Annotated in this window: 15 protein-coding genes and 1 pseudogene; 9 read left to right on the top strand and 7 right to left on the bottom strand. The window is 44.1% G+C overall.

Annotation, left to right across the window (positions count from 1 at the left end):
• Positions 1–167: 167 nt before the first annotated feature.
• Both QUB06_RS27675 and folD read right to left on the bottom strand, forming a co-directional pair.
• Positions 168–929 carry a calcium-binding protein gene (locus QUB06_RS27675; protein WP_333438003.1) on the bottom strand — a complete coding sequence of 254 codons (762 nt, stop codon included), beginning with the start codon at positions 927–929 and terminating at the stop codon, positions 168–170.
• A gap of 73 nt (positions 930–1,002) precedes the next feature.
• A complete protein-coding gene (gene folD / locus QUB06_RS27670; RefSeq protein ID WP_333438002.1) occupies positions 1,003–1,881 on the bottom strand; it encodes a bifunctional methylenetetrahydrofolate dehydrogenase/methenyltetrahydrofolate cyclohydrolase FolD in 879 nt (292 codons plus the stop codon).
• Between the two features lie 151 nt (positions 1,882–2,032).
• On the opposite strand from folD, the gene QUB06_RS27665 reads away from it, so the two are divergent.
• Both QUB06_RS27665 and QUB06_RS27660 read left to right on the top strand, forming a co-directional pair.
• Positions 2,033–2,464, top strand: a complete 432-nt coding sequence (locus QUB06_RS27665) for a DNA-binding protein (RefSeq protein ID WP_333438001.1) — start codon at positions 2,033–2,035, stop codon at positions 2,462–2,464.
• Between the two features lie 153 nt (positions 2,465–2,617).
• On the top strand, positions 2,618–3,040 hold the full coding sequence (locus QUB06_RS27660; RefSeq protein ID WP_333438000.1) for an NUDIX hydrolase: 423 nt from the start codon (positions 2,618–2,620) through the stop codon (positions 3,038–3,040).
• 93 nt (positions 3,041–3,133) lie between these two features.
• Here the strand turns inward: QUB06_RS27660 and QUB06_RS27655 are convergent, their stop codons facing one another.
• Complete coding sequence (locus QUB06_RS27655) at positions 3,134–3,682, bottom strand: LeuD/DmdB family oxidoreductase small subunit (RefSeq protein WP_333437999.1); 549 nt, start codon at positions 3,680–3,682, stop codon at positions 3,134–3,136.
• A gap of 177 nt (positions 3,683–3,859) precedes the next feature.
• Here QUB06_RS27655 and QUB06_RS27650 point away from each other — a divergent pair, with 177 nt between their 5' ends.
• From QUB06_RS27650 to QUB06_RS27635, 4 genes are all read left to right on the top strand, one after another.
• Positions 3,860–4,735, top strand: a complete 876-nt coding sequence (locus QUB06_RS27650) for a hypothetical protein (protein ID WP_333437998.1) — start codon at positions 3,860–3,862, stop codon at positions 4,733–4,735.
• A gap of 9 nt (positions 4,736–4,744) precedes the next feature.
• Positions 4,745–4,909: a hypothetical protein gene (locus QUB06_RS27645; RefSeq protein ID WP_333437997.1), complete on the top strand. Its 165-nt coding sequence runs from the start codon at positions 4,745–4,747 to the stop codon at positions 4,907–4,909.
• Between the two features lie 355 nt (positions 4,910–5,264).
• On the top strand, positions 5,265–7,490 hold the full coding sequence (locus tag QUB06_RS27640; RefSeq protein WP_333437996.1) for an ATP-binding protein: 2,226 nt from the start codon (positions 5,265–5,267) through the stop codon (positions 7,488–7,490).
• Positions 7,491–7,932: 442 nt separating this feature from the next.
• Positions 7,933–9,612 carry an AarF/ABC1/UbiB kinase family protein gene (locus QUB06_RS27635; RefSeq protein WP_333437995.1) on the top strand — a complete coding sequence of 560 codons (1,680 nt, stop codon included), beginning with the start codon at positions 7,933–7,935 and terminating at the stop codon, positions 9,610–9,612.
• A gap of 817 nt (positions 9,613–10,429) precedes the next feature.
• Here the strand turns inward: QUB06_RS27635 and QUB06_RS27630 are convergent.
• Positions 10,430–13,885 (bottom strand): hypothetical protein, encoded by a 3,456-nt coding sequence (locus QUB06_RS27630; RefSeq protein WP_333437994.1) that lies wholly within the window; start codon positions 13,883–13,885, stop codon positions 10,430–10,432.
• A 433-nt stretch (positions 13,886–14,318) separates the two neighbouring features.
• Here QUB06_RS27630 and galT point away from each other — a divergent pair, with 433 nt between their 5' ends.
• Entirely contained in the window at positions 14,319–15,491 is a 1,173-nt protein-coding gene (gene galT, locus QUB06_RS27625) for a galactose-1-phosphate uridylyltransferase (protein ID WP_333437993.1), read from the top strand.
• A gap of 59 nt (positions 15,492–15,550) precedes the next feature.
• Here the strand turns inward: galT and QUB06_RS27620 are convergent, their stop codons facing one another.
• Complete coding sequence (locus tag QUB06_RS27620; protein WP_333437992.1) at positions 15,551–15,808, bottom strand: hypothetical protein; 258 nt, start codon at positions 15,806–15,808, stop codon at positions 15,551–15,553.
• Here QUB06_RS27620 and QUB06_RS27615 point away from each other — a divergent pair.
• Entirely contained in the window at positions 15,774–16,886 is a 1,113-nt protein-coding gene (locus QUB06_RS27615; protein ID WP_333437991.1) for a M24 family metallopeptidase, read from the top strand. The genes QUB06_RS27620 and QUB06_RS27615 overlap by 35 nt on opposite strands.
• Before the next feature lie 5 nt (positions 16,887–16,891).
• Positions 16,892–16,987, top strand: a pseudogene (locus QUB06_RS27610) (IS5/IS1182 family transposase); the annotation flags it as partial.
• Positions 16,988–17,586: 599 nt separating this feature from the next.
• Here QUB06_RS27610 and QUB06_RS27605 read toward each other — a convergent pair.
• Both QUB06_RS27605 and QUB06_RS27600 read right to left on the bottom strand, forming a co-directional pair.
• Entirely contained in the window at positions 17,587–17,838 is a 252-nt protein-coding gene (locus QUB06_RS27605; protein ID WP_242725377.1) for a TIGR02450 family Trp-rich protein, read from the bottom strand.
• Positions 17,839–18,478: 640 nt separating this feature from the next.
• Positions 18,479–18,703: a hypothetical protein gene (locus QUB06_RS27600; protein WP_333042394.1), complete on the bottom strand. Its 225-nt coding sequence runs from the start codon at positions 18,701–18,703 to the stop codon at positions 18,479–18,481.
• Positions 18,704–19,908 lie beyond the last annotated feature (1,205 nt).

Raw genomic sequence — 19,908 nt, 5'->3', positions numbered from 1 at the left:
TTTACAAGACTTACGCTGCACAGTCAATTTTTACGCGACTCATAGTAGTAAGCTGCGTATTTCCCACCCTACTACTAGCATTTATGCGTAAGTCTTGTAAACATCAGAAGTTAATTTGTGGCTAACAATGTGATAAGTTTGTCAGACCACCAGTGATTGTCCTGACATTAGAAACCCTGAACGGAAACAATGCTGCTTTGTAGCTCATTAGGCGTTACATCCTCTACAAAACCTAAAATCGCGTTAGAATTCCTGACTCTGATTAGAGTTCCTGAATAAACTCCGCTAAATTCGCTGAGAAAAGCTGGAGGGAAGAATGCTTGTATAGCTTGCGGGAAATCGAACCTAACTGTTAGTGTCACATTCTGTAGCGGCTCCAACACTATATCATTGACCGTTAAGTCACTCGCTAATCCAATGCGATCTAAATCAGGATCAAAACGTGCGATTCTCTCACTAGAATTGATATCTGTAGTGGCAGGATCTATTCCTAGAACGCATAAATTATTACCCAACTCACAATTTAATATGTCTCTGCCCACGCCGCCAACCAGAGTGTTATTCCCATCTCCGCCGCCTAAAAGATCATTGCCTCTCCCCCCAAATAAAATATCATCGCCAGCGTCTCCAGTAAGGAAATCAGCATCTAGACCACCACTGAGGCAGTCATTTCCCTCATTTCCATACAGGGCATCTCTTCCTTTTCCCCCAAATACAGAATCGTTGCCTGCCAAACCTCGGAGAATATCTTCCCCTTCATTTCCCAGGATTAACTCGCTAGCCCCTGAACCCTCTACTGTATCGTTGCCATCAAGCGCCCAAGCTCCTAAAGGGAAGTTGGTTATATCTCCAGAAAAAAGTTGAATTCGTTCCGAGGTGTTGTCGCCAATTAAGCGCATTATCCCTGACGCATCCGGTTTTAAAGCCATAGCTAAAATCTTTGTGTGTGGGTAGATTACTAACCCTACTTGAGCCAATACTGGCTCACAAGTGGGTCATAATTCAATTAGAAGCGTATTCAATATAACTCGAAACGGTATTTTCTAAAAGCATAGCAACAGTCATCGGCCCGATTCCTCCCGGCACCGGCGTGATAAATTCTGCTACTTTTTTAACAGCATTAAAATCAACATCTCCGGCCAAACGACTCGTACCGTCTGGATTGATGACGCGGTTAATACCGACATCAATTACTACTGATCCAGGTTTGACCATATTAGGTGTAATCATTTCTGTGCGGCCGACTGCGGCTATTAAAATATCGGCTTGATTTGTAATCGATTCTAGGTTTTGCGTCCGCGAATGAGCTACAGTAACAGTACAATCGGCTTCTAACAGCATCAGCGCCATCGGTTTACCTACCAAAATACTCCGTCCCAAAACAACGGCATTTTTTCCTTTTAAATCAATCTGGTATTCCTGCAATAACCGCATCACTCCGGCGGGAGTACAACTCCGCAAACCTTCCTCCCCGCGCACGAGACGGCCTAAATTTACAGGGTGAAGTCCGTCAGCATCTTTGTCGGGGGCAATTTGGTACAGCAGCGAAATTGCATCTAAGTGTTCTGGTAGCGGTAATTGAACTAAAATGCCATCTACTCGATCGTCCTCGTTGAGTGCACGAATTGCAAGTTCTAGTTCGGCTTGAGTAGCGTTTGCGGGGTAATGCTGGCCGAAGGAAGCTATGCCAACTTTAGCGCAGGCTCGCTCTTTATTGCGAACATAGGCTGCACTAGCTGGGTTGTCCCCCACCATCAGCACCGCAAGTCCCGGAGGACGCCCCTTTTGGGGTTGTAGGGCGCGGACTCGATCGCTCAGCTCGCTTTGAATCTTTGTCGCTAAAGCTTTGCCATCTAGTATTTGAGCAGTTTTGGCATCCATTGTAGACTCTGGGTTAGGGGCTGACGATTTTAGATTTTAGCTTAATCCCCGTCAAGGACTCCACTAGAGAAATTTCTTACTTGCGATCGATTCTTGGGATTCTGTTAAAGTAAGTCGTATCTCACATCTCAAATCTCAAATCAGTTGACCAATGACTACTGCAATTAAGCAAGTTTGGGTTCAAAGATTCTGCACCGGCTCTTTATCGCTAATCCTCGCCAGCGGTTTTTTCAGTTGTGGCAATTTACCTCTGTCTCAACTTAATCTTGGTTTTAATGTGGCTAGCATTGGCGACGTTCAACAAAAGCGGCAAGTGGATGCTGAAGTTTATCTCCGGGGAAAGGTGGAAAATCGCGCTCCGTTTGTGGGGAATGCGGCTTATCAACTTCAAGACGGTACGGGTACGATTTGGGTTTTAACTAACCAAGTTTTGCCCCAGCTTGGCGATGAAGTGTTGCTCAAGGGAGAAGTCCGCTACAAGAGTATTACTCTGAAGGAATTGGCCGGAAAAGATTTAGGTGAAGTTTATGTTGAGGAAATGGAACAATTAAAGCGCACTCCCAGTTCAGACAAGGGGAAATAGGCATTGGTTATTTGTTGTTTGTTATTTGATAATTGCTCTTTGTTCCCTCTTCCTTATTTAATATCTGAGGAATACTCGATAATTAATCCGTGTATTCGTGTTAAATAACTAATGACTAATGACTACTGACTAATGACTACTGACTAATAACACATGACTAAAATTCACGTTGCGATCGCGATTTTGTACCAAGACGGCAAGTTTCTCTGTCAGTTGCGAGACGATATTCCTCATATCAGGTATCCCGGACATTGGGCTTTGTTTGGTGGACACTTGGAACCGGGAGAAACTGCCCAAGTGGCTGTATTGCGGGAATTATCAGAGGAAATTGGCTATGCTCCTCCAAGTGTTTCTTTTTTCTGTTGCGATGTGGAAAAAGATGTGGTTCGCCACGTTTTTCATGCACAACTTAGTGCGGATGTCAAGGATTTAGTTTTGCTTGAGGGTTGGGATATGAAGTTGTTGACACCAGAGCAGATTCGGGCGGGAAAATGCTTTTCTGAGCAGTCAGGAGATGTGCGACCTTTTGGGATTGCTCACCAGCGTATTTTATTGAATTTTATTGAGTCGATTTGAGAAAATTGGCACGCACCCTACATTGCATGGGTTTGAGCAGGGAGATACTGGTAAGGTGCAGGCGTGCACCCTACATTGCAGGGGGTTTAACAATTAAGAGCGAGCCGCAATCATTCCGGTTTGGCGCGCGTAGTCAAACAACCCTCCGGCATCAATCACTGGCCCTACTTCTCCTAAAGGTTTGAGCGAGAAAGTTCGATCGAGAGTGTGGTTGACAATTACCTCTGTTGTAAAGTCGATCGTCACTTCTTGACCGGTTACAAACAAGTCGCAGAGTCGATCGACTGATTCGATCGGGTACAATTCGCCCGTAGCCGAGCAATTGCGAAAGAAAATGCGCGCGTAAGACAAAGCCACCACTGCTGTGACGCCTGCAGCCCCCAGAGCGATCGGAGCGTGCTCCCGCGAAGAACCGCAGCCAAAATTTTCGCCCGCTATGATAATCGGATACCGGGTTTTTTGTTCACCGGATTCGATAAACTTACCGTAGCGATCGGGCAACCCAATCATAGCGTAACTGCCTAGTTTCTCGTACTCGTCCGGCTTCGAGGGAACCAGGGTCAGGTATTCGGCCGGGATAATTTGATCTGTATCGATGTTGTCGTCTACAACAAAAATTTGACCGCTAATTACTTTACCCATAGTTTATTTCCTGTTAGCCTCGCTAGATGCTGTGGTGATAATTTTAAGTGGATCGGTATGCAAGATTTGCATCTGTTCATTTTAACCTGGCAGTGTCAGTGATAACCTGTATGAGTAAAAATTAGATCCGAGACTTTGGGTTAATAATTAACAATTGCTAAGCGTCAAGATAGTTTTATGGCAAATCCAATAGATGACATTGCTCGACAAGCTCGCGAAGGCTCGGTTGCATCGATTATTCAAATCCTTAATGACGAACTGGCACAGGTAGGGGTGAGGGCCCGAGCCGTGTTTGCAGACGGGGTGCTGCAACTGCTGTGCGAAGCTGCAACGCCCCAACTGCTCGAAGAGTCTAGTTTGGTCGATCGAGTCCGAGAAATTTTGGAACGCATTTCGCCCCACAATATTCGCCGAGTCAACATCAACAGCCGGCTTGTCCGAGAACACCAACTGCTGTGGCTGGAAGAAATTAGCCGCGATCCCGAAAATCAACTGTTGTGGTCTCAAGAAATTAAACTCCGAAAGCCGAATTTGTTCAAGCGTTTAGCCACCGCCCATCACGAACACCAAGCTGTGGCAGGCAAGCGGGCTTTGCCGAGAATGGCTATACCTCGATCGATGCAGCAACCGCGGCAATTTCAGCGCGGTATCGTCGGCGGCATCAGCTTGAGTGTGCTATTGCTTGCAGCAGCGGCCGCCATTCACAAAGGGCTCAATTCCCAAGTGCCAAACAGCACACAAGCTACCACCCAAGCAGTTGCCACTAGCCCTTCCTCGGAGGCAAAACCTGCTTTGAAAATTTCTAAAGAGACTGTTAATTCTGCTGTTGACTCTTTTGCCCAAGCAGTGCGAGTAGCCGAACAAGCAGCCACCGAGGGCAAAACCGCTCAATCTCGCGAGGATTGGTTAATCGTAGCTGCTAAGTGGCAGCAAGCTTCCGATTTGATGGCCGCCGTGCCTTCCAAGCATCCCCGCTACACAACGGCTCAGAACCGGACGGCACTTTACCGCCAAAATAGCGATAAAGCCCAACAGGAAGCACAAAATAAGTAAGCAGGTAAGTTGGATAAATTTAAACGTAGAGTTCGCCGCGCTGCTCTAGGTGTGGTGAAAAATGAGTTTTTGAGTCAAAACTCGGAAACTCTCAGCTATGTTATGAGTGATAATTTGGGGATTTTGAATTTTTGCGATCGGCGTTACTCGATCGGCCGATTTGTATCACAATAAAAATTTGTTAGGATCACAAGCTTAAATAGGAAACATCACACAGTGAGAAGAGGGGTGTCACTAAGCGGTCTCTAGAAAAGCTTCATACTACTCATAACCGTCAAAATTAGCGGGAATGGGATTGATAATCATCCGGTAAAGGATGGTAAAGTTCATCCCGTACAGATCGAAGGGTAAAAAACAGGAAAATAGAACTCGGTCAGATATGGGTATATTTTTACATATCGAGCGACCCGCCGACCGACTGCATAAACACAGAAAACAGGCTCATAACAGTCAAGCCGACAGTTATGGATAGGTTCTATATTTGCAGCGGGAGCCGGCTCAAACATCTTAGAATAAAGGCTTGGTTGCCATGATCGATCGCCAGGGAAGTCAAGAGTTTACTTCGATCGACCGATCGCCGTCAGAGTCTTGCACTTTGCATTTACCGCAAATCCCAGAACCAGTATCAGTCCAAAACTTTTTGGATCGTCTTATGCAGTTCCAGGTCGATCCTGCCCTTCTAGGGCGACAAATTTCCCAAATTCTCGCGACCAGCTTCGATCGAGAAATCCTGCTGCTGCAAATAGCCAATACTTTGGGGGTTGCATGGGGGGCAGATTTCTGTGTGGTTGCTGCTGTGGTTGACCAGAAAGTAGTACATCCGAATGCTTACTGGCAAAATAGCAGTGATTTTCCCTATGTGGCTGGTGTTGCCGATTCCACTGAAACACCGGAACACCCCCAAACCACCAGATTAAAACCGCCTAGCATATCACTCGAACATCCCGTTTGGGCAAATGTCCTAGCAGACGGCGAGATAGTGGCGATATCCGACTATCAAGATAGTCCGGCAACTTCATCGTCCAATGCCCCTGTGACTGGGCTGCCTTTTCGGGCAATTTTGGCAGGGCCTGCGCGATTTGCAGGGGCTGTAAATGGCATGATGATTCTTGGTAAGTCGCAACCTCACGAGTGGTCGGTAGCCGATCGGCAGCGCCTTGAAGCAGCATCAGACGCGATCGGCAGCGCGATTTCTCACATTCAAAAAACTCAAGAAATTGCCAGCTTAAACGCACAGTTACAGCGACAAGCTAAATACAAAAATCTACTCAGGTCAGTTGCTGCCTCGATCGACACAAATTCAGAAGTCGATCGAATATTGCAGCAAGTTATTGAAAATACCGTCGCTACCCTGGAAGTAGATAGAGGCCAAATCCTGCTCTTGAAATATACAGATCCTCTATTTACAACTTGCTCCCCCAATCAAACTCCCAAAGCGAAAGTCGAATTAGTTTGCGAATCCCTTGTAAAAAAAGCTCCAAACAAACAGGCAAGATCACAAAGCACTGCCGGAAAAAAAAGCTCAACATCCAAAACAAAAAACAAGGATAAAACTGCTAATTCCCAATCCAAAATCCCCAACTCAAAACCCAATAACTCTCCCACTTTTTGGCTGTCAGAATCTAATTTGTGCCACCAAGCATTCCACAGCGCACCCAAACCCCTCGCCCTCGCTGACGCAGGCGCATTAATCCGCAAAGAACAAGAAGCAGCCACAGAAATTTTGAAACTCCAAGGCATTCGCGGCTTGCTGCTGGTTCCCCTCACGGGCGGTAGCTGCCAAGAAACAGTTTTGGGTTTCTTGGTTTTGCAGCACTTTGATCCGCGCACTTGGAACCCGGAAGAATTAGAAGTTCTCGAATCAGTCAGCGCTCAAGCGAGCAAGATGATTATCCAAACTCAAACGTTTAAGGAATTGCAAAGCGTAGTCTTCGACAGAACCGCTCAGTTGCAGCAAAGTCTCGACCTGCAGGGGAAACTGTACGAACAATCTGCCAATCAGCTAGAGCAAATGCGGAAATTGAAGCTGATTAAAGACGAGTTTCTCAGCACTCTGAGTCACGAGTTGCGTACCCCTTTAACAATCATGAAGCTGGCGATTCTGATGCTCAAACAAGCTGAACTGCCGTCAGCGAGTCGGACTAAGTATCTCGACATTCTAGAACAGCAGTGTTCTCAGGAAACTGCTCTGGTTAACGATTTGCTGGCGCTCAAGCAGTTTGAGGCTCAGCAAGTCCCGATTTCTCTAATCAAAATCGATATCAACCGTTTATTTCAAGATTTAGCTGGGGATTTTGAAAAACAGTGGGCGGATAAGCAATTGACTCTGAAGGTGGATTTGCCCAAGTTGACCCCTTGCTGGGAAACTGACCCGGACATTCTCAATCGGATACTGCTGGAACTGCTGACGAATGCTGGAAAATACTCTGCTTCTGGAACGGCGGTAGTTTTGGAGGTGTCTGAGGCAGCCGGCTATATTGTCCTGAGCATTTCTAATTTCGGGCCCGGCATTTCGGCTGCTGATTTGCCCCACATCTTTGACAAGTTCCGCCGTGGCACTGGCATTACTGACCAAGCTATCGCCGGTACTGGTTTGGGTCTGGCTCTGGTAAAGTCTTTAGTGCAGCACTTGAATGGTACTATTGATGTATCTAGCTGTCCGGTCGAAAGTTCAGAAGCTGACAATTTGTGGCGCACATCTTTTACTCTGACTCTGCCGCAATTTGCAGCGGAACTCTGTAATGTAGAAGAATAGTTCGGTTGATAAGCTGCTGGGAATTGGCAGCGAACAGGCGAAACGAGAAGACTTGCCAGAAGAGGGAGATTTGGAAATGTCGTAAACGCTACCAAGTCCTCTGTTTTGAATGGTTTGTCTGGTTGCCCGTCTAAATTGCCGGTTCTCCATTGCTGATTTTCCCCAGGACTTATATTATGTCGGGTTATTGGCCCGTAATTAGCGCGTGTTTGTAGTGAGTACGACTGTCCTCTATTTATTAATTAATCAGGACTGGCATTACTTACTAGGAACTTAATTATAATTGTATAGCCGGAGATGATATTAGGCAGTAGAGACCAAAGAAACTGAGTTTTTTAACTGTTTCAAAGGTCTGCAACCCGTCTTTTCGTACAAGCCGGTTTCTGCGTCCTGGATAGTCCCTAAAAATTGTCACGGTGCATGGAATTTGATCGCCAATATTATGCTCACAAAAGCTGCACCTAAAACCCTGCGTTGGCAACGTTCTAAATATTCGCCACTGGCACGGCAAATAGACATTTTTGCAGCGGCGGGAAAGTTTATGTTTTTTTTGTGGTGGGACGCACTGCTGCAAAATAATTCGCCTCAAACTAGGAGAATTCGCGCTCATTGGTTGGTCAATACTTTGCTGAATTTAGGCCCGACTTTTATTAAAATCGGGCAGTCTCTCTCGACTCGGGCGGATTTGTTGCCACTTGAGTATGTGAAGGAACTCGAACAGTTGCAGGATCGGGTTCCTCAGTTTAGTTCCGAAGAGGCGATCGCTCTTGTAGAATCAGAGTTAGGCAAGGATATTTATGCTTTGTACCGCGATTTTGATCCGTCGCCAATTGCTGCTGCGAGTCTGGGACAGGTGCACAAAGCAAGGCTGCACACCGGGGAAGATGTGATTGTAAAGGTGCAGCGTCCGGGTTTGGAAAGTTTATTTGATTTGGATGTGAAGGCGGTGCGCCAAGTGATGCGTTTTTGCGATCGCTATTTACCTGGGACGCGCAAATATGACCTGGAATCTATTTATCACGAGTTTTTTAAGATTTTATATCAAGAAATTGACTACGTGCAAGAAGGTAAAAATTCCGATCGCTTTAGCCATAATTTTCGAGAATATCCTCAGATTATTGTCCCGAAAGTCTACTGGCAATACACTACTAAAAAAGTGCTGACTCTAGAATACGCACCAGGTATTAAGGTGGACGATCGCATTAGTTTAGAGGCGATTGGAGTCGATATTGTGAAGCTCAATCAACTCGGAATTTGCTGTTATTTGAAACAGTTGTTAATTGACGGTTTTTTTCAAGCTGACCCGCATCCGGGAAATTTGGCGGTGACAGAAGATGGTAGCTTAATTTTTTATGATTTTGGGATGATGGCTGAGGTGAAGTCTCTGGCTAAAGACCAAATGGTCAAGACTTTTTTTGCTGTGATGAGAAAGGATACTGACGAGGTACTCAATACTTTAATTACGATCGGCTTAGTTGAGCCGATGCCGGATATGATGCCGGTACGCAGGCTGATTGCTTTTCTGTTGGATAAGTTTATTGATAAGCCGATCGACTTTCAAGCTTTTAATGAAATTAAGAACGAACTTTACATCATGTTCGAGCAGCAACCGTTTCGCTTGCCTGCAGAAATGATGTTTATTGTCAAGTCGGTGACGACTCTCGACGGCATTGCTAGAACTCTCGACCCTGATTACAATTTCATAGCATCCGCTCAGCCTTTTGTCAAGAGTATTGCGGTGAGCAAGGGGCGGGGAAATGCGATCGGAGAATTGGCAAGGCAAGCACGGAGTTTTATTACATATAAGTTACGGCAGCCGAGCAAATCGCAAGTTTTTCTCAAGCGTTTGGAGCAGCGAATTGAAGAGGGCGAAATGCAAATTAGAGTGCGAAATCTAGAGAGCGAAAGAGCCTTGAAACGCATTAATTTAGCTTTGAAAACTCTTATTTTCGCTTGTTTGACTGGTTTTGTGTTTTTGTCGGGTGCTGTGCTGCTGGTGGGCGGATATCAAACGGGGGCGATCGCAGCTTTTGCGGTTTCGGGATTCGGTGGCTTGTTTGTGTTGCGCTCGTTGTTAGACTTGTTGGTTAAGGAAAAGCTCGATCGAATGGTCGAGCGATAAATATACTGGGTAATTGGGAATTGCGATCGTAGTCAGGACTTTAGCCCTCATTAAAAAGACTAATGCTGGCTCATTTCTCCTGCATTTGTAGGTTATTTAATGCTGTCCAACCCTCATATTCCGATTCTTCAGCCACTAACTCTGCTTCTATCTCTGCTCGATTTTCGTGATAATCAGTGCAGGAGAAACCTGCGCTAAGCAGAGATGATCCAATTCTGCTGCTATTGAGTCAGCAATATTACCTTGTTATATAACGCTGTAATTCGCTGCACTAATGTGGCAGTACCTGCAATCATAGGGATACAATTGCGAAGGTGCGGAGCGCGGATAATTAAAGTGGCAATATCCGTTAAAGTTAGCCTAGGTGAATCAGAGGTGAAAAATTAGGTAGCCCTGCATAGTCAGTATAATTAAGGGTTTTAACCGAATCCCGTTGAAGATATTTGGTTACAAGCTAAAAAGTTTTTAAGAAAGTATTGGTATTTATGTAGGTCTTTTAAGATTATCAAATTTTTGTTTGAGTTTTTCACCAAGGAACATAAATTTGATTTCCCCAAAATTCATCAGTACGCTTATACATAGAAAATCATTTAGGATTGCTAGAAACCAGGTTTATTGGCAATCTGCCACGTCTATAGTGCGTATTAATGAATTGTGTAATTCTTGTAGGAGCAATCCCTCCGTGGTTCCCCCCGATGTTGAGGGTCAGCCCCCGTGCTGACCCCTACATTTTTTGTACAAATCATTTAGGCTCGCTATAGGATGTTGCAAATACTATCTGGTTAAAATTTACAGTTTCTCCCTGTTCTGCTTTAAATCAACCTAAGAAACGTACTTGTACAGCAGGTGGTTTTGTCTCACCAGCATTCGGTTCCCCAACTTGAAAAGTAACGAAGTCATCACGAAGAGGAGTGTACTGTTTCTCAATTAAATTGCTGGCATGAAAAAATAGTTGTTCTTTTGTTCCAAGTCGAACCAGAAACCCATAGCCTCCCTTAACCACCCAGTTATTTATTTTTCCAATATTTTCTTGCCTACTATGAAAAATAGCTTCTAAAATTCCCTCTCCTTTGAGACGTATCCCATAATCGATGTCTCTCGCAAGGGCGCAGGCTTTATGTAATGGCCAGCTAAAGCGACGCTTGTTTAACTCTTCTATGGCTCTTGTTCGTAAATACGTAGGCCAGTTTTTCTTCGTCCAATTAAACAGTTTTTTATTTTCAAAAATAGAATATGTATTGACTAAATTCCATGCTTGTCGCTCTATTGCCCTATTTGAATAAAAAAGAAGTTGTTCCACAAGTTGCTCAGAACATAAATCAGGGTAAGAAGCAAGGGACTTTAATGCTGTGACTTTAACCTGTTCTGAGGGGTCAGCCAGTGCTTTTTCTAAGACTACAGTGGCAATATCAGAAGGTAGATTAGCTAACATTTGGACTACAGCCAATCGAACCCCATGAGGTGAGGATGAGGACATAGCTCTCTGAAGCATCTCCACCTTGTGATAGCCAAGGGAAATAAGAGCTTTTATTAAAGCCATTTTGACTCCAGGAGCAATTGCAGGGTCATCAAATTCAACTAGAGGAAAAATCTTGAAAGCTAAGTTCAAATTTCTAGATAATATTCTATTAATTATTAAAGATTGTATGGCGGGATGCGAGGTACAAAGTGCTCGTAAAGCTACATCTTCTAATTCATTTTGATGTAGTAATGAAACTACCTTCATAATCCTAGCTGCTGGCAGTGATTCTTCGGCAAGAGGATCTGTAGAAAATAAATCTTTAAGGCTCTGTTCACGATGAGAATTTTCGGTGCGGCGTAGTAGTATTTGCACCCCTATTAACCTTACTAAGAAATCTAGGTCGCTAACAACCACTCCAGAAACTTCAGTATCAATTTCACCAAGATTAATAGTTTCAATTCGGCTAATAGCGGCTCTACGTACTTCTACATCTGGGTCTTTTAGTGCTATTTTTAGTACCGATACCGCCCGTTCAGAGCTAAGAACATTAATAGCAACATCCAAAGGAATAGATCTAGATTCTCTAGGCGTATTACATTGTTTCTCCAGATAATTTAGTGCCTCTGCTGACTCCAAGTACCCCAAAGCCTTCGCTATATGATGCGCTAGGTTCGATTGTTGTGACTCTGCTAACTTAATTACAAGTGGCGTAAATTCCACAATCTGGTGTGCGCTGGTAAACTTGATAGCTACTAACTGTTGTGCAAATTCTCCTGATTCTAAAGCTTGCCGAACCTCCTCAGTAATGCCATTAGGAGCATATTGCACTAAAGCATTGCTAGCCACTGTTCGCGCCTCTTCTGGAAGTTTGGGAAGTACCCTAAACACCGCCTGAGTTGCTTCTATCTCATCAAGCGCTGCCATTACCTGTACAGCTATACCTATTTCAGCAATAGAATTCGCCATTAATCGGGAATTAGCTGCATTAAATAATTCTTGAAATAGTTGTTTAGAACGTTGAGAACGGGCTGAGTAGCATCGAGCTGCCCACTTCAAATCCCGCTGTGAAATAAATCGAGTAAGCGTGTCCGCAGAACTGAGTAAACCAGACAATATTTCAATACTACTAGGAGTGGCAGACAGGACTTGAGCTTCTACATTTTGGTCAAAATTTCTTTCGCAAGCGTCTTTCAATCCTAACGCTGTAAAATAATCGAGTGCTGTTTCATGGAAAAACGCAACAAAGCCATCCCCGCGTCTCTCTAAAATACCGCTTTCGATTAGTTTTTTTAGCAAAGATATAGGTGATACCTCCCGATAAAATCTTTGAGTTATATTTGCAAATATATGTAGTATTTTTTCTTCAGATAGTAGAGTTCCTGACTCATCACGAATTGTTTTAGCTAAGTCAACCAGTGCCATACTTTTTATGAGCCTAGATACCTGGTCTCCTTTGCGTTCTTCACGCTCAAATATCTGATTGAACAGTACGCTCATCATTTCTCCCATACTTCGAGGGATACGGATCTCTGGAGGAAGTTCACAGAGAAGCCTACTCATTAGAGGCGTTTTAAATAAAGCCAGAAGTCTTTTGTCGTTTTTAAGGTTCGAGAATAACTGACTGCCTTGTTCCTCTGTTTTAGCGTTTAAGCGTAAAATTTGAGAAACGCCATAAGGAGTTAGAGATTTTAATTCATATACAGGCAGGGGAAGCTGATTATAATAAACTTCCTGTCGTGTAGAAACGACAACTCGACACTTAGGAAAGTTTATTAAAAATGCTTTTAAATCCTGGATGAATTCCTCGGAATATTTGCGAGCTACTTCATTCAATCCATCAATAAATATCCAGTATTGTCCATCCAATAAGCCTTTTTGAATTTCATCAGACTGAACACCTGGTAAAAATGTGGATAGGTTTGTTGATAACTTGTTTCCATAACCAATTAGCTCGGCAGGTAAGTAAATAGGTATTTGTTGTCGGGGAGCTTGCAAAGAAAGAATTTCTCTAGCTAGTAGTGCTGTAACGTGCCTAAAAGTACGCGACTTACCAGCCCCGCCCTCACCTGTTAACACCATTTTGTCTACTTGTTTTATAAGTACAGACACTTCCTCTGGTCCTTTAGGTAAAGGAACTGTAGAGAAAGACTCTGCTTGCATTAGTGAAATGGGTTGAGCATCTATAGAGCTAGGTTGCCACCTTAAGTCAGCTTGCAAACATACATATCGGTCGTAATATGGTTCGGACTGGGCTACCGACTCTAGATACGATCGGTAAGGCGATGTAGCCAGTTCAAGTACGGCACGATTGGGCGGATGATGTATTGCTAAGATTAGAAGGGCGAGAGTTGTATTGAACAGTGCTGAAATTTGCTCTAAAGAGTAACTAGGAGTTTCGTGAGAAAATTCATTCCGAAGCAAATATACTCTATAAGCTACTGCTGCAAGACAGTCTTGTTGTGACCAATAAACCGAACAATGTTTCTTATTAGTATAGTCTTCATCCCAGTGCATTTTAGGAAGCACTAAGCCATGTTCTAAAAGAAACCTCAGCTTCTGCCCTTCTAGTTGATTTAGCTGAGTTGCATCTCCTGCATACCGAAGGCGACCAATCGCTTTCAAAGAAGGTTCTATAGTAAGGGTGAGATTGCGGAGGGTTGCAATACGTCGCCCAATATCTCCAAAAGGGAGGTTCTCGTAATCTTCAATAGCTACAGCTATATCGTTAGCAAGTTGTTGGTTATTTGGTAGTGCAAGAAATCGCTCAAAGACACTACAAACTGCGGGTAAGTCTGCAAGTGGAATACCCAATGATGAGTTGTAAGGGTGGGACACGGAAGCGAGGTGTGTCGTTATGTAGCTACTTATAGACATAGTTCCCTACTAAGGTATTAGATTTTAGTGGCTATCAAGTTTGTACTGGAGGACGATGGCAATAGGTGCCGAAGCCCATCAAGCTCCGTAGAGCGCAGCCTACCTATCCAATTTAATGAACTGAGCAACCAGAGCAGGCGTTGGTTTTTATCCAGTCACCCTCCCGAACAAATCTTTCAAGTCCTTCTCATACCCTTCTAGATTATAACCTCTAAGGGTTTCATGAGGGTTGTTACCCCCCCAAGCCAGGTCTATGACTACTGTATTCAAACCTTGGGTTATCCGAAAGCTGCTTTTTTAGGAAAGATCCAAACCATTACGGCATGAGTAATTTTTCATCTAAAATCTAAAATCTAAAATCTAAAATCGTATGACTTTAGGTAGGGGCGGGTTTTCCACACAGGAAGTTATACTTCTAAAATATCTTAAAGCTGATCGCCCGCCCCTACAAAAAATGTACGCCCAAACATTGCTAAAACCAGACGGCCGCCCACTCACACTGTACAGTCGCTACCCAATCCCAGAAGGTATCGCGGCCGTAAGTCCCAGCAATGAACCAGTAGAGGCAAACCCCCACTTTCGCTGGCATCCTTTGCGGGGGGAATGGGTAGCATACGCCAGCCACCGTCAGGGAAGAACTTTCATGCCGCCGCCGGAATACAACCCGCTGGCTGCTACAATTAACCCTAAATTTCCGACAGAATTGCCGCCGGGAGATTACGATGTAGCAGTGTTTGACAACCGCTTTCCCTCCATGACTTTGCAAGCAAAAAATGCACCTGCAAATATTGTCGAAACTTTGCCCGCCAAAGGCATTTGCGAAGTGGTAGTGTTTACTCAAGATCCGCTGGCTTCCCTCGGTTCTTTAGAGTTATCTCACTTAGAATTGCTGTTAGAAGTATGGGCCGATCGCACTTCAGTTATTGGCAGTAATCCAGAAATTCAATACGTCTTGCCCTTTGAAAATCGCGGCGTCGAAGTCGGAGTAACTTTGCACCATCCCCACGGTCAAATTTACGCTTATCCGTTCGTGCCACCGGTGCCGGCACGGATGTTAGAATGTCAATCGGTTTACTATCAAAAAAACAGTAGCGGTTTGCTGCAAGATTTGATTCAAAAAGAGATTTCCGACAAACAGCGAATTATTTATTTAGACGAAGAGGCGATCGCCTTTGTCCCCGCTTGTGCCCGCTACCCTTACGAAGTGTGGATTGCCCCGATCGCCCCCGCTGCTACATTTGTCGATTTGACGGAAAAACAGCGCCAATCACTCGCTAAGGCCTTAAAAACAGTCACCCTCAAATACGACGGTTTGTGGCATCGCCCGTTCCCTTATTTGATGGCTTGGTTTCAAGGGCCCACAGACGGGAAGCCCCATCCAGAAGCGCATTTGCACGCCCAATTTTATCCCCCCTATCGATCGAGCGATCGATTAAAATACCTAGCAGGAACCGAACTCGCCGCCGGAATGTTTGCCAACGACGCTTTACCCGAAGAAAAAGCTAAAGAATTGCAAGCAGTATCTATCGATTTTGGATTTTAGATTTTAGATTTTAGATTTTAGAGATTGTAGATTTTAGATTTAGCCAATGTTAACTAAAATCAGTGATTTTCTTCCTTCTTCCTTCTTCCTTCCCCCCTTCTGGGGCAGCGGGGAGTTGACTTCTTCGTTCTTCCTTCTTCGTTCTTCGTTCTTCCTTCTTCGTTCTTCCTTCTTCGTTCTTCGTTCTTCGTTCTTCCTTCTTCGTTCTTCCTTCTTCGTTCTTCCTTCTTCGTTCTTCCTTCTTCCTTCGTTCTTCCTTCTTCCTTCTTCCTTATTTCATATATGATAAACTCATTAAACCCAGAAGTTGAAAGCAAACTCGAATTCATCCGCAAAGCCTTAACCGAAACAAAAGCGATCGCCCTTCGCTTGCGAGGCACTGACTGGTTTGCCTGGGCCACAGCCGGCGGTTCCCATACAGTATTGCTAACCGCAGAAACCGGAGTTGCAGAAATATTAATTACCGCCGAAAACGCTTGGGTTCTCACCGATGAAATCGAAGCTCAACGTTTGCAAGACGAGGAATTGCCAGCCAACTTTCAAATGCACATCTATCCTTGGGCAGATGTTGCACAGCGCGAAGCTTTCGTCAAAAAAATTACTGGTGGCGGTAACGTCATGAGCGATCGACCAAATTCCCAAGAAATGCCAATAATCGCATCTTTACAATCCCGCAAACAGACAATGATGTCAAGCGAATTAGAGCGATATCGGCGAGTCGGGCGTTTAGCCAGCGAAGCGATGACAGAGGTACTTTCCGCCGCCAAACCCACATGGACAGAATATCAGCTAGCGGGAGCCGGTGCAGAGGCATTGTGGGCCAGAGGTTTGCATCCAGCCCTGACATTAGTTGCGGGAGAAAGGCGTTTGCCGCTGTACCGCCACGCCACAGCAACCGCCGAACAAATTGGACGACAAGCAATGTTAGTATTTTGCGCCAGGGGAGGGGGTTTGTATGCAAATTTAACAAGATTTGTCTGTTTCGATTTTCTTGGGGAAAAGCATTCAGAGTTGCACCGACAAGTCAGAGAAATTGAAGCAGCGGCGCTAAATTTTTGCCGACCGGGAGTAACGCTGAATGCGGTTTATGATACCCTTAAAACTACTTACGAAGAGCACGGATATCCTCAAGCAATTGCGGAACACCATCAAGGCGGAACTACCGGATATTTGGCGCGGGAAATTGTGGCGAACCCGGCTACGTCAGATATTTTGGCAGAAAATATGGCTGTGGCTTGGAATCCGAGTTTGTCGGGAGCAAAAATTGAGGATACGTTTTTAATTCACAGCGATGGAACGTTGGAAAATTTGACTTTTGATCCGAATTGGCCGAGTGTAGAAGTAGCGGGAAGGTTGCGGCCAGTACCGCTGGAAATATGGAACGATCGACCTTAGTCAATCTCAAGCAGTACCGAGCGATCGCAACGCGCTACGACAAACGCCCTGCAAACTTTTTAGCTGCAATTTATCTGGTAGCTTCTGTCATTTGGCTTAATTTAGGACACGCCTTAGAGGAAAAAAAGGACACTACCCTACAAAAAGGCATTAAATTGAGTTCGCATCGCCTTACTTAATGTTTTGTTACATACTGATGATTTTTTCCGCCGACTTACTTAACCCTCTTTGGTCACTCTGAAAAAATAAAAATAAGAGCCAAATTTTCAACTGTAGATATATTAAGGATTTGAGCATTTATTTTCTAACAGAATGGCTGAAATCAAGGTTTTTGGTAAAAGTCTTATGCTATAACCATCCCAGATTATTTTCTGCCGAAAGCGACAAAAGAGGGTTAAGGAAAAACGCTGCTACATAAGGGTTTTCAGAACTTGTAGTCATGTAAAAGATTTTTCAAAACCTGCAAAGTCTCATATCGCTTCCGGTTGCATCAAAATAATAAAATCGAGTTAACAGTTAATACTCAACCATTGAGTTTTTCCACCCCTCCTTCAACAGTCAACAGTCAACAGTCAACAGTCAACAGTCAACAATCATGTATGAGTGCAACCGGAATTGATATCACTCCGTATTGGTTTGGATCGGGACGATAGCAGCAGGCGGCGGAAGTTCCGCTCACTCTACCCCACAGCCCTGTCTTTTAGTCTGCAGTTTCTAATTCCTCTAATTCTTGCGTAGACTGCCATCCAGCTTGCCAGAGCGATCGGTCTTTTAGCTGTGCGGCGTTCAGCCAAAAACGCACATTTGGATCGCAAGCCGCCACCATTTCTGCAAATACCCATTTACCTTCGTTTTTTCGGTTGACCACTTGAAAGTGTCGCCACCCCCAAGTTTTTTGGTGTGAAGTCCATCGGGAACCAACTAAATAAGGAAATTTTTGTTTTTTGCTCACAGTATTTTTTTGGAAAAATATATTAGAAAGCAAGTGAATTGTAATAACTCGTTCTGTTTGATGATATTAATTCCCTATCAAAGCTCGTCAAATCCTCTCCCCCTCTCCCCTTCTCTCCCTCCCCTCTCGAACATAACAGATAATATAGAGGCGCTGCAGCTTACATGAAAGTTCACCTAAACTCTATCTACAAGTAGATGCGTTTATTGTAACTTGCAGCAGTTTCGCATCGGGGTTCAAAAGTAAGGGCAGTTCAATGACTGCCCTGTAATTAGTTATACCTATTGAATAGGATAATTTTTCAGGCGATCCACAAATAGCAAATTTATCCAGTACGGGCTAAATCGTGAATCTCAAATCTAAAAGCAAATAACCCAGGTTATAGTTGTGCAGAATAATCCCTTCTGTGAAACTTACTCAAATCTACTTTTAGAGCAGGTTTGACGTTCACTTCCTGCTTCAACCAAGGCGGTCGGCCGCTTCTTGTCCACAGGCGTGTTTTCGAGCCCAACTTTCCCTACAAACATTTTTTCAATCTTAATCGTGTTTCATTGATCCTGTACAGCTCAATAAAAACGAACTTTTAGGTAAGATTGACTAATTTCTTTGATTCTGTCGCTACCTCTTGATTACTTCCCTGTTAAGGCTTTTGGCCGGATAAGTCCAGAGGAAGTTGGGGAAGCCGGAGGCGAACCGCATTTGTTTGCAGCCACAGAGTGATAGCGTGCTTCCGTTGCGGAGTCACGTACTCTCCGGGTCGGATCACGCCAGCACAGACGCCGATGTTTTTCATAAGGGTTTCTCGCTCCGATGAACTTGCACCCTGTAGCAACCTGACTTGGGCTTTGATAAAATCCACGTTCATAGCTGAAAGTAAAAGTAAGTAAAGAACTCAGTTAAATAGCGATGCTTTGCTTCCGATTGTAACTCTAAAACCACTTGGTATGAATCAAATTGATTCAACATCCCCAGGATGGGGATCGGGGCGTCTAGAGCTAGCCAACTTTATTTACTTTATCTGTTTTTGCTAGCAAAAGTGTCACTATGCTAGCAGTTTTGGCAGAATTATTTATAGTTAAGAACTGTTACAAAGTTTGCTCGATTTCCACCATACGGCAGAGTTTAGTGCTAACGCTACTTTCCTGAACTCAAAAAGTTCAGCATTGTCTCCAACTCCTTGCCTTCCTAGGTTTTACACCCCCCGATTGGGAAGCGATCGCTCCGGGAACATTCCTATTCGATCGCCCCTCTTAACACCCGGACACTGCCACATCACCCTATTGATTTAGCTCGTCCTGTAGACTTGGCTGTGGACTATAACTTTAGACATACGTGTTGTTACCGGGGCTACAATAAGCGAGCAAGTTTTTATTCTTGTTTCTCAAGGAAATATTTTTTGGATTTTCTTGCAAAGCCCTTATTTGTGTTAATTAAGGCAGCTTTGTGATCTCCGGGCCAACGAAGACTCGCAGCTTGCGAATCCAGATATTTTGTGCTGTGTGGCGGTGAATATGTTTCCTGAATTCATTGGGGGCGATCGCTCGTCGGCGAGAATTGCCAGTAACGGCTCATTTTGTATAATTCATAACAAATATGTCACTGCTAAGAATTTAAACACAGCACAAGTTTAAACAGTCTTCCATCAGTCGATCACTCCTAATAGCCCACAAAGAGCGATAAAAGAAATTAACTCTGCATACCCGATCTTTTAAGGCGCTTTTGCCTTAGCCGTTTGCCGTAGATAGCAATTCGATATAGCCCTATTTGCTGGTCAATAAACTTAAACTTAATTATAAATTAAGGTAATAAGCCTACGTAATAAAATACAAAGATTAACGGTTTTAAATTTCCCTGAAACTTAACTCCTTGAGGACTTGTTTATCATTAAAATATATATATTTCCAGCCATCTTTATTCTTTAAAAAACTCGTTTTTGACGGTAGAGGCGTCGGTTTAGGGAAATCTGGACGTTAACTTAAAATATTAATTAACCAGCGTTGCACAATTTGAGGATTAGACCTCTTGCAAAAATCCTTTTCATCAATTGATGGGACGGGCTCTCCGGCCCAT

Origin of the sequence: Microcoleus sp. D2_18a_D3 (assembly GCF_036702455.1) — a bacterium.
GTDB lineage: Bacteria > Cyanobacteriota > Cyanobacteriia > Cyanobacteriales > Microcoleaceae > Microcoleus.
This window is presented reverse-complemented; position numbering and strand designations above follow the sequence as displayed.

Coding starts and splice junctions, on each gene's coding strand:
- QUB06_RS27650 (WP_333437998.1), top strand. CDS start 3,860: ATGGCAAATCCAATAGATGACATTGCTCGACAAGCTCGCGAAGGCTCG.
- QUB06_RS27635 (WP_333437995.1), top strand. CDS start 7,933: ATGCTCACAAAAGCTGCACCTAAAACCCTGCGTTGGCAACGTTCTAAA.
- QUB06_RS27665 (WP_333438001.1), top strand. CDS start 2,033: ATGACTACTGCAATTAAGCAAGTTTGGGTTCAAAGATTCTGCACCGGC.
- galT (WP_333437993.1), top strand. CDS start 14,319: ATGACTTTAGGTAGGGGCGGGTTTTCCACACAGGAAGTTATACTTCTA.
- QUB06_RS27600 (WP_333042394.1), bottom strand. CDS start 18,703: ATGAACGTGGATTTTATCAAAGCCCAAGTCAGGTTGCTACAGGGTGCA.
- QUB06_RS27655 (WP_333437999.1), bottom strand. CDS start 3,682: ATGGGTAAAGTAATTAGCGGTCAAATTTTTGTTGTAGACGACAACATC.
- folD (WP_333438002.1), bottom strand. CDS start 1,881: ATGGATGCCAAAACTGCTCAAATACTAGATGGCAAAGCTTTAGCGACA.
- QUB06_RS27615 (WP_333437991.1), top strand. CDS start 15,774: ATGATAAACTCATTAAACCCAGAAGTTGAAAGCAAACTCGAATTCATC.
- QUB06_RS27675 (WP_333438003.1), bottom strand. CDS start 929: ATGGCTTTAAAACCGGATGCGTCAGGGATAATGCGCTTAATTGGCGAC.
- QUB06_RS27660 (WP_333438000.1), top strand. CDS start 2,618: ATGACTAAAATTCACGTTGCGATCGCGATTTTGTACCAAGACGGCAAG.
- QUB06_RS27640 (WP_333437996.1), top strand. CDS start 5,265: ATGATCGATCGCCAGGGAAGTCAAGAGTTTACTTCGATCGACCGATCG.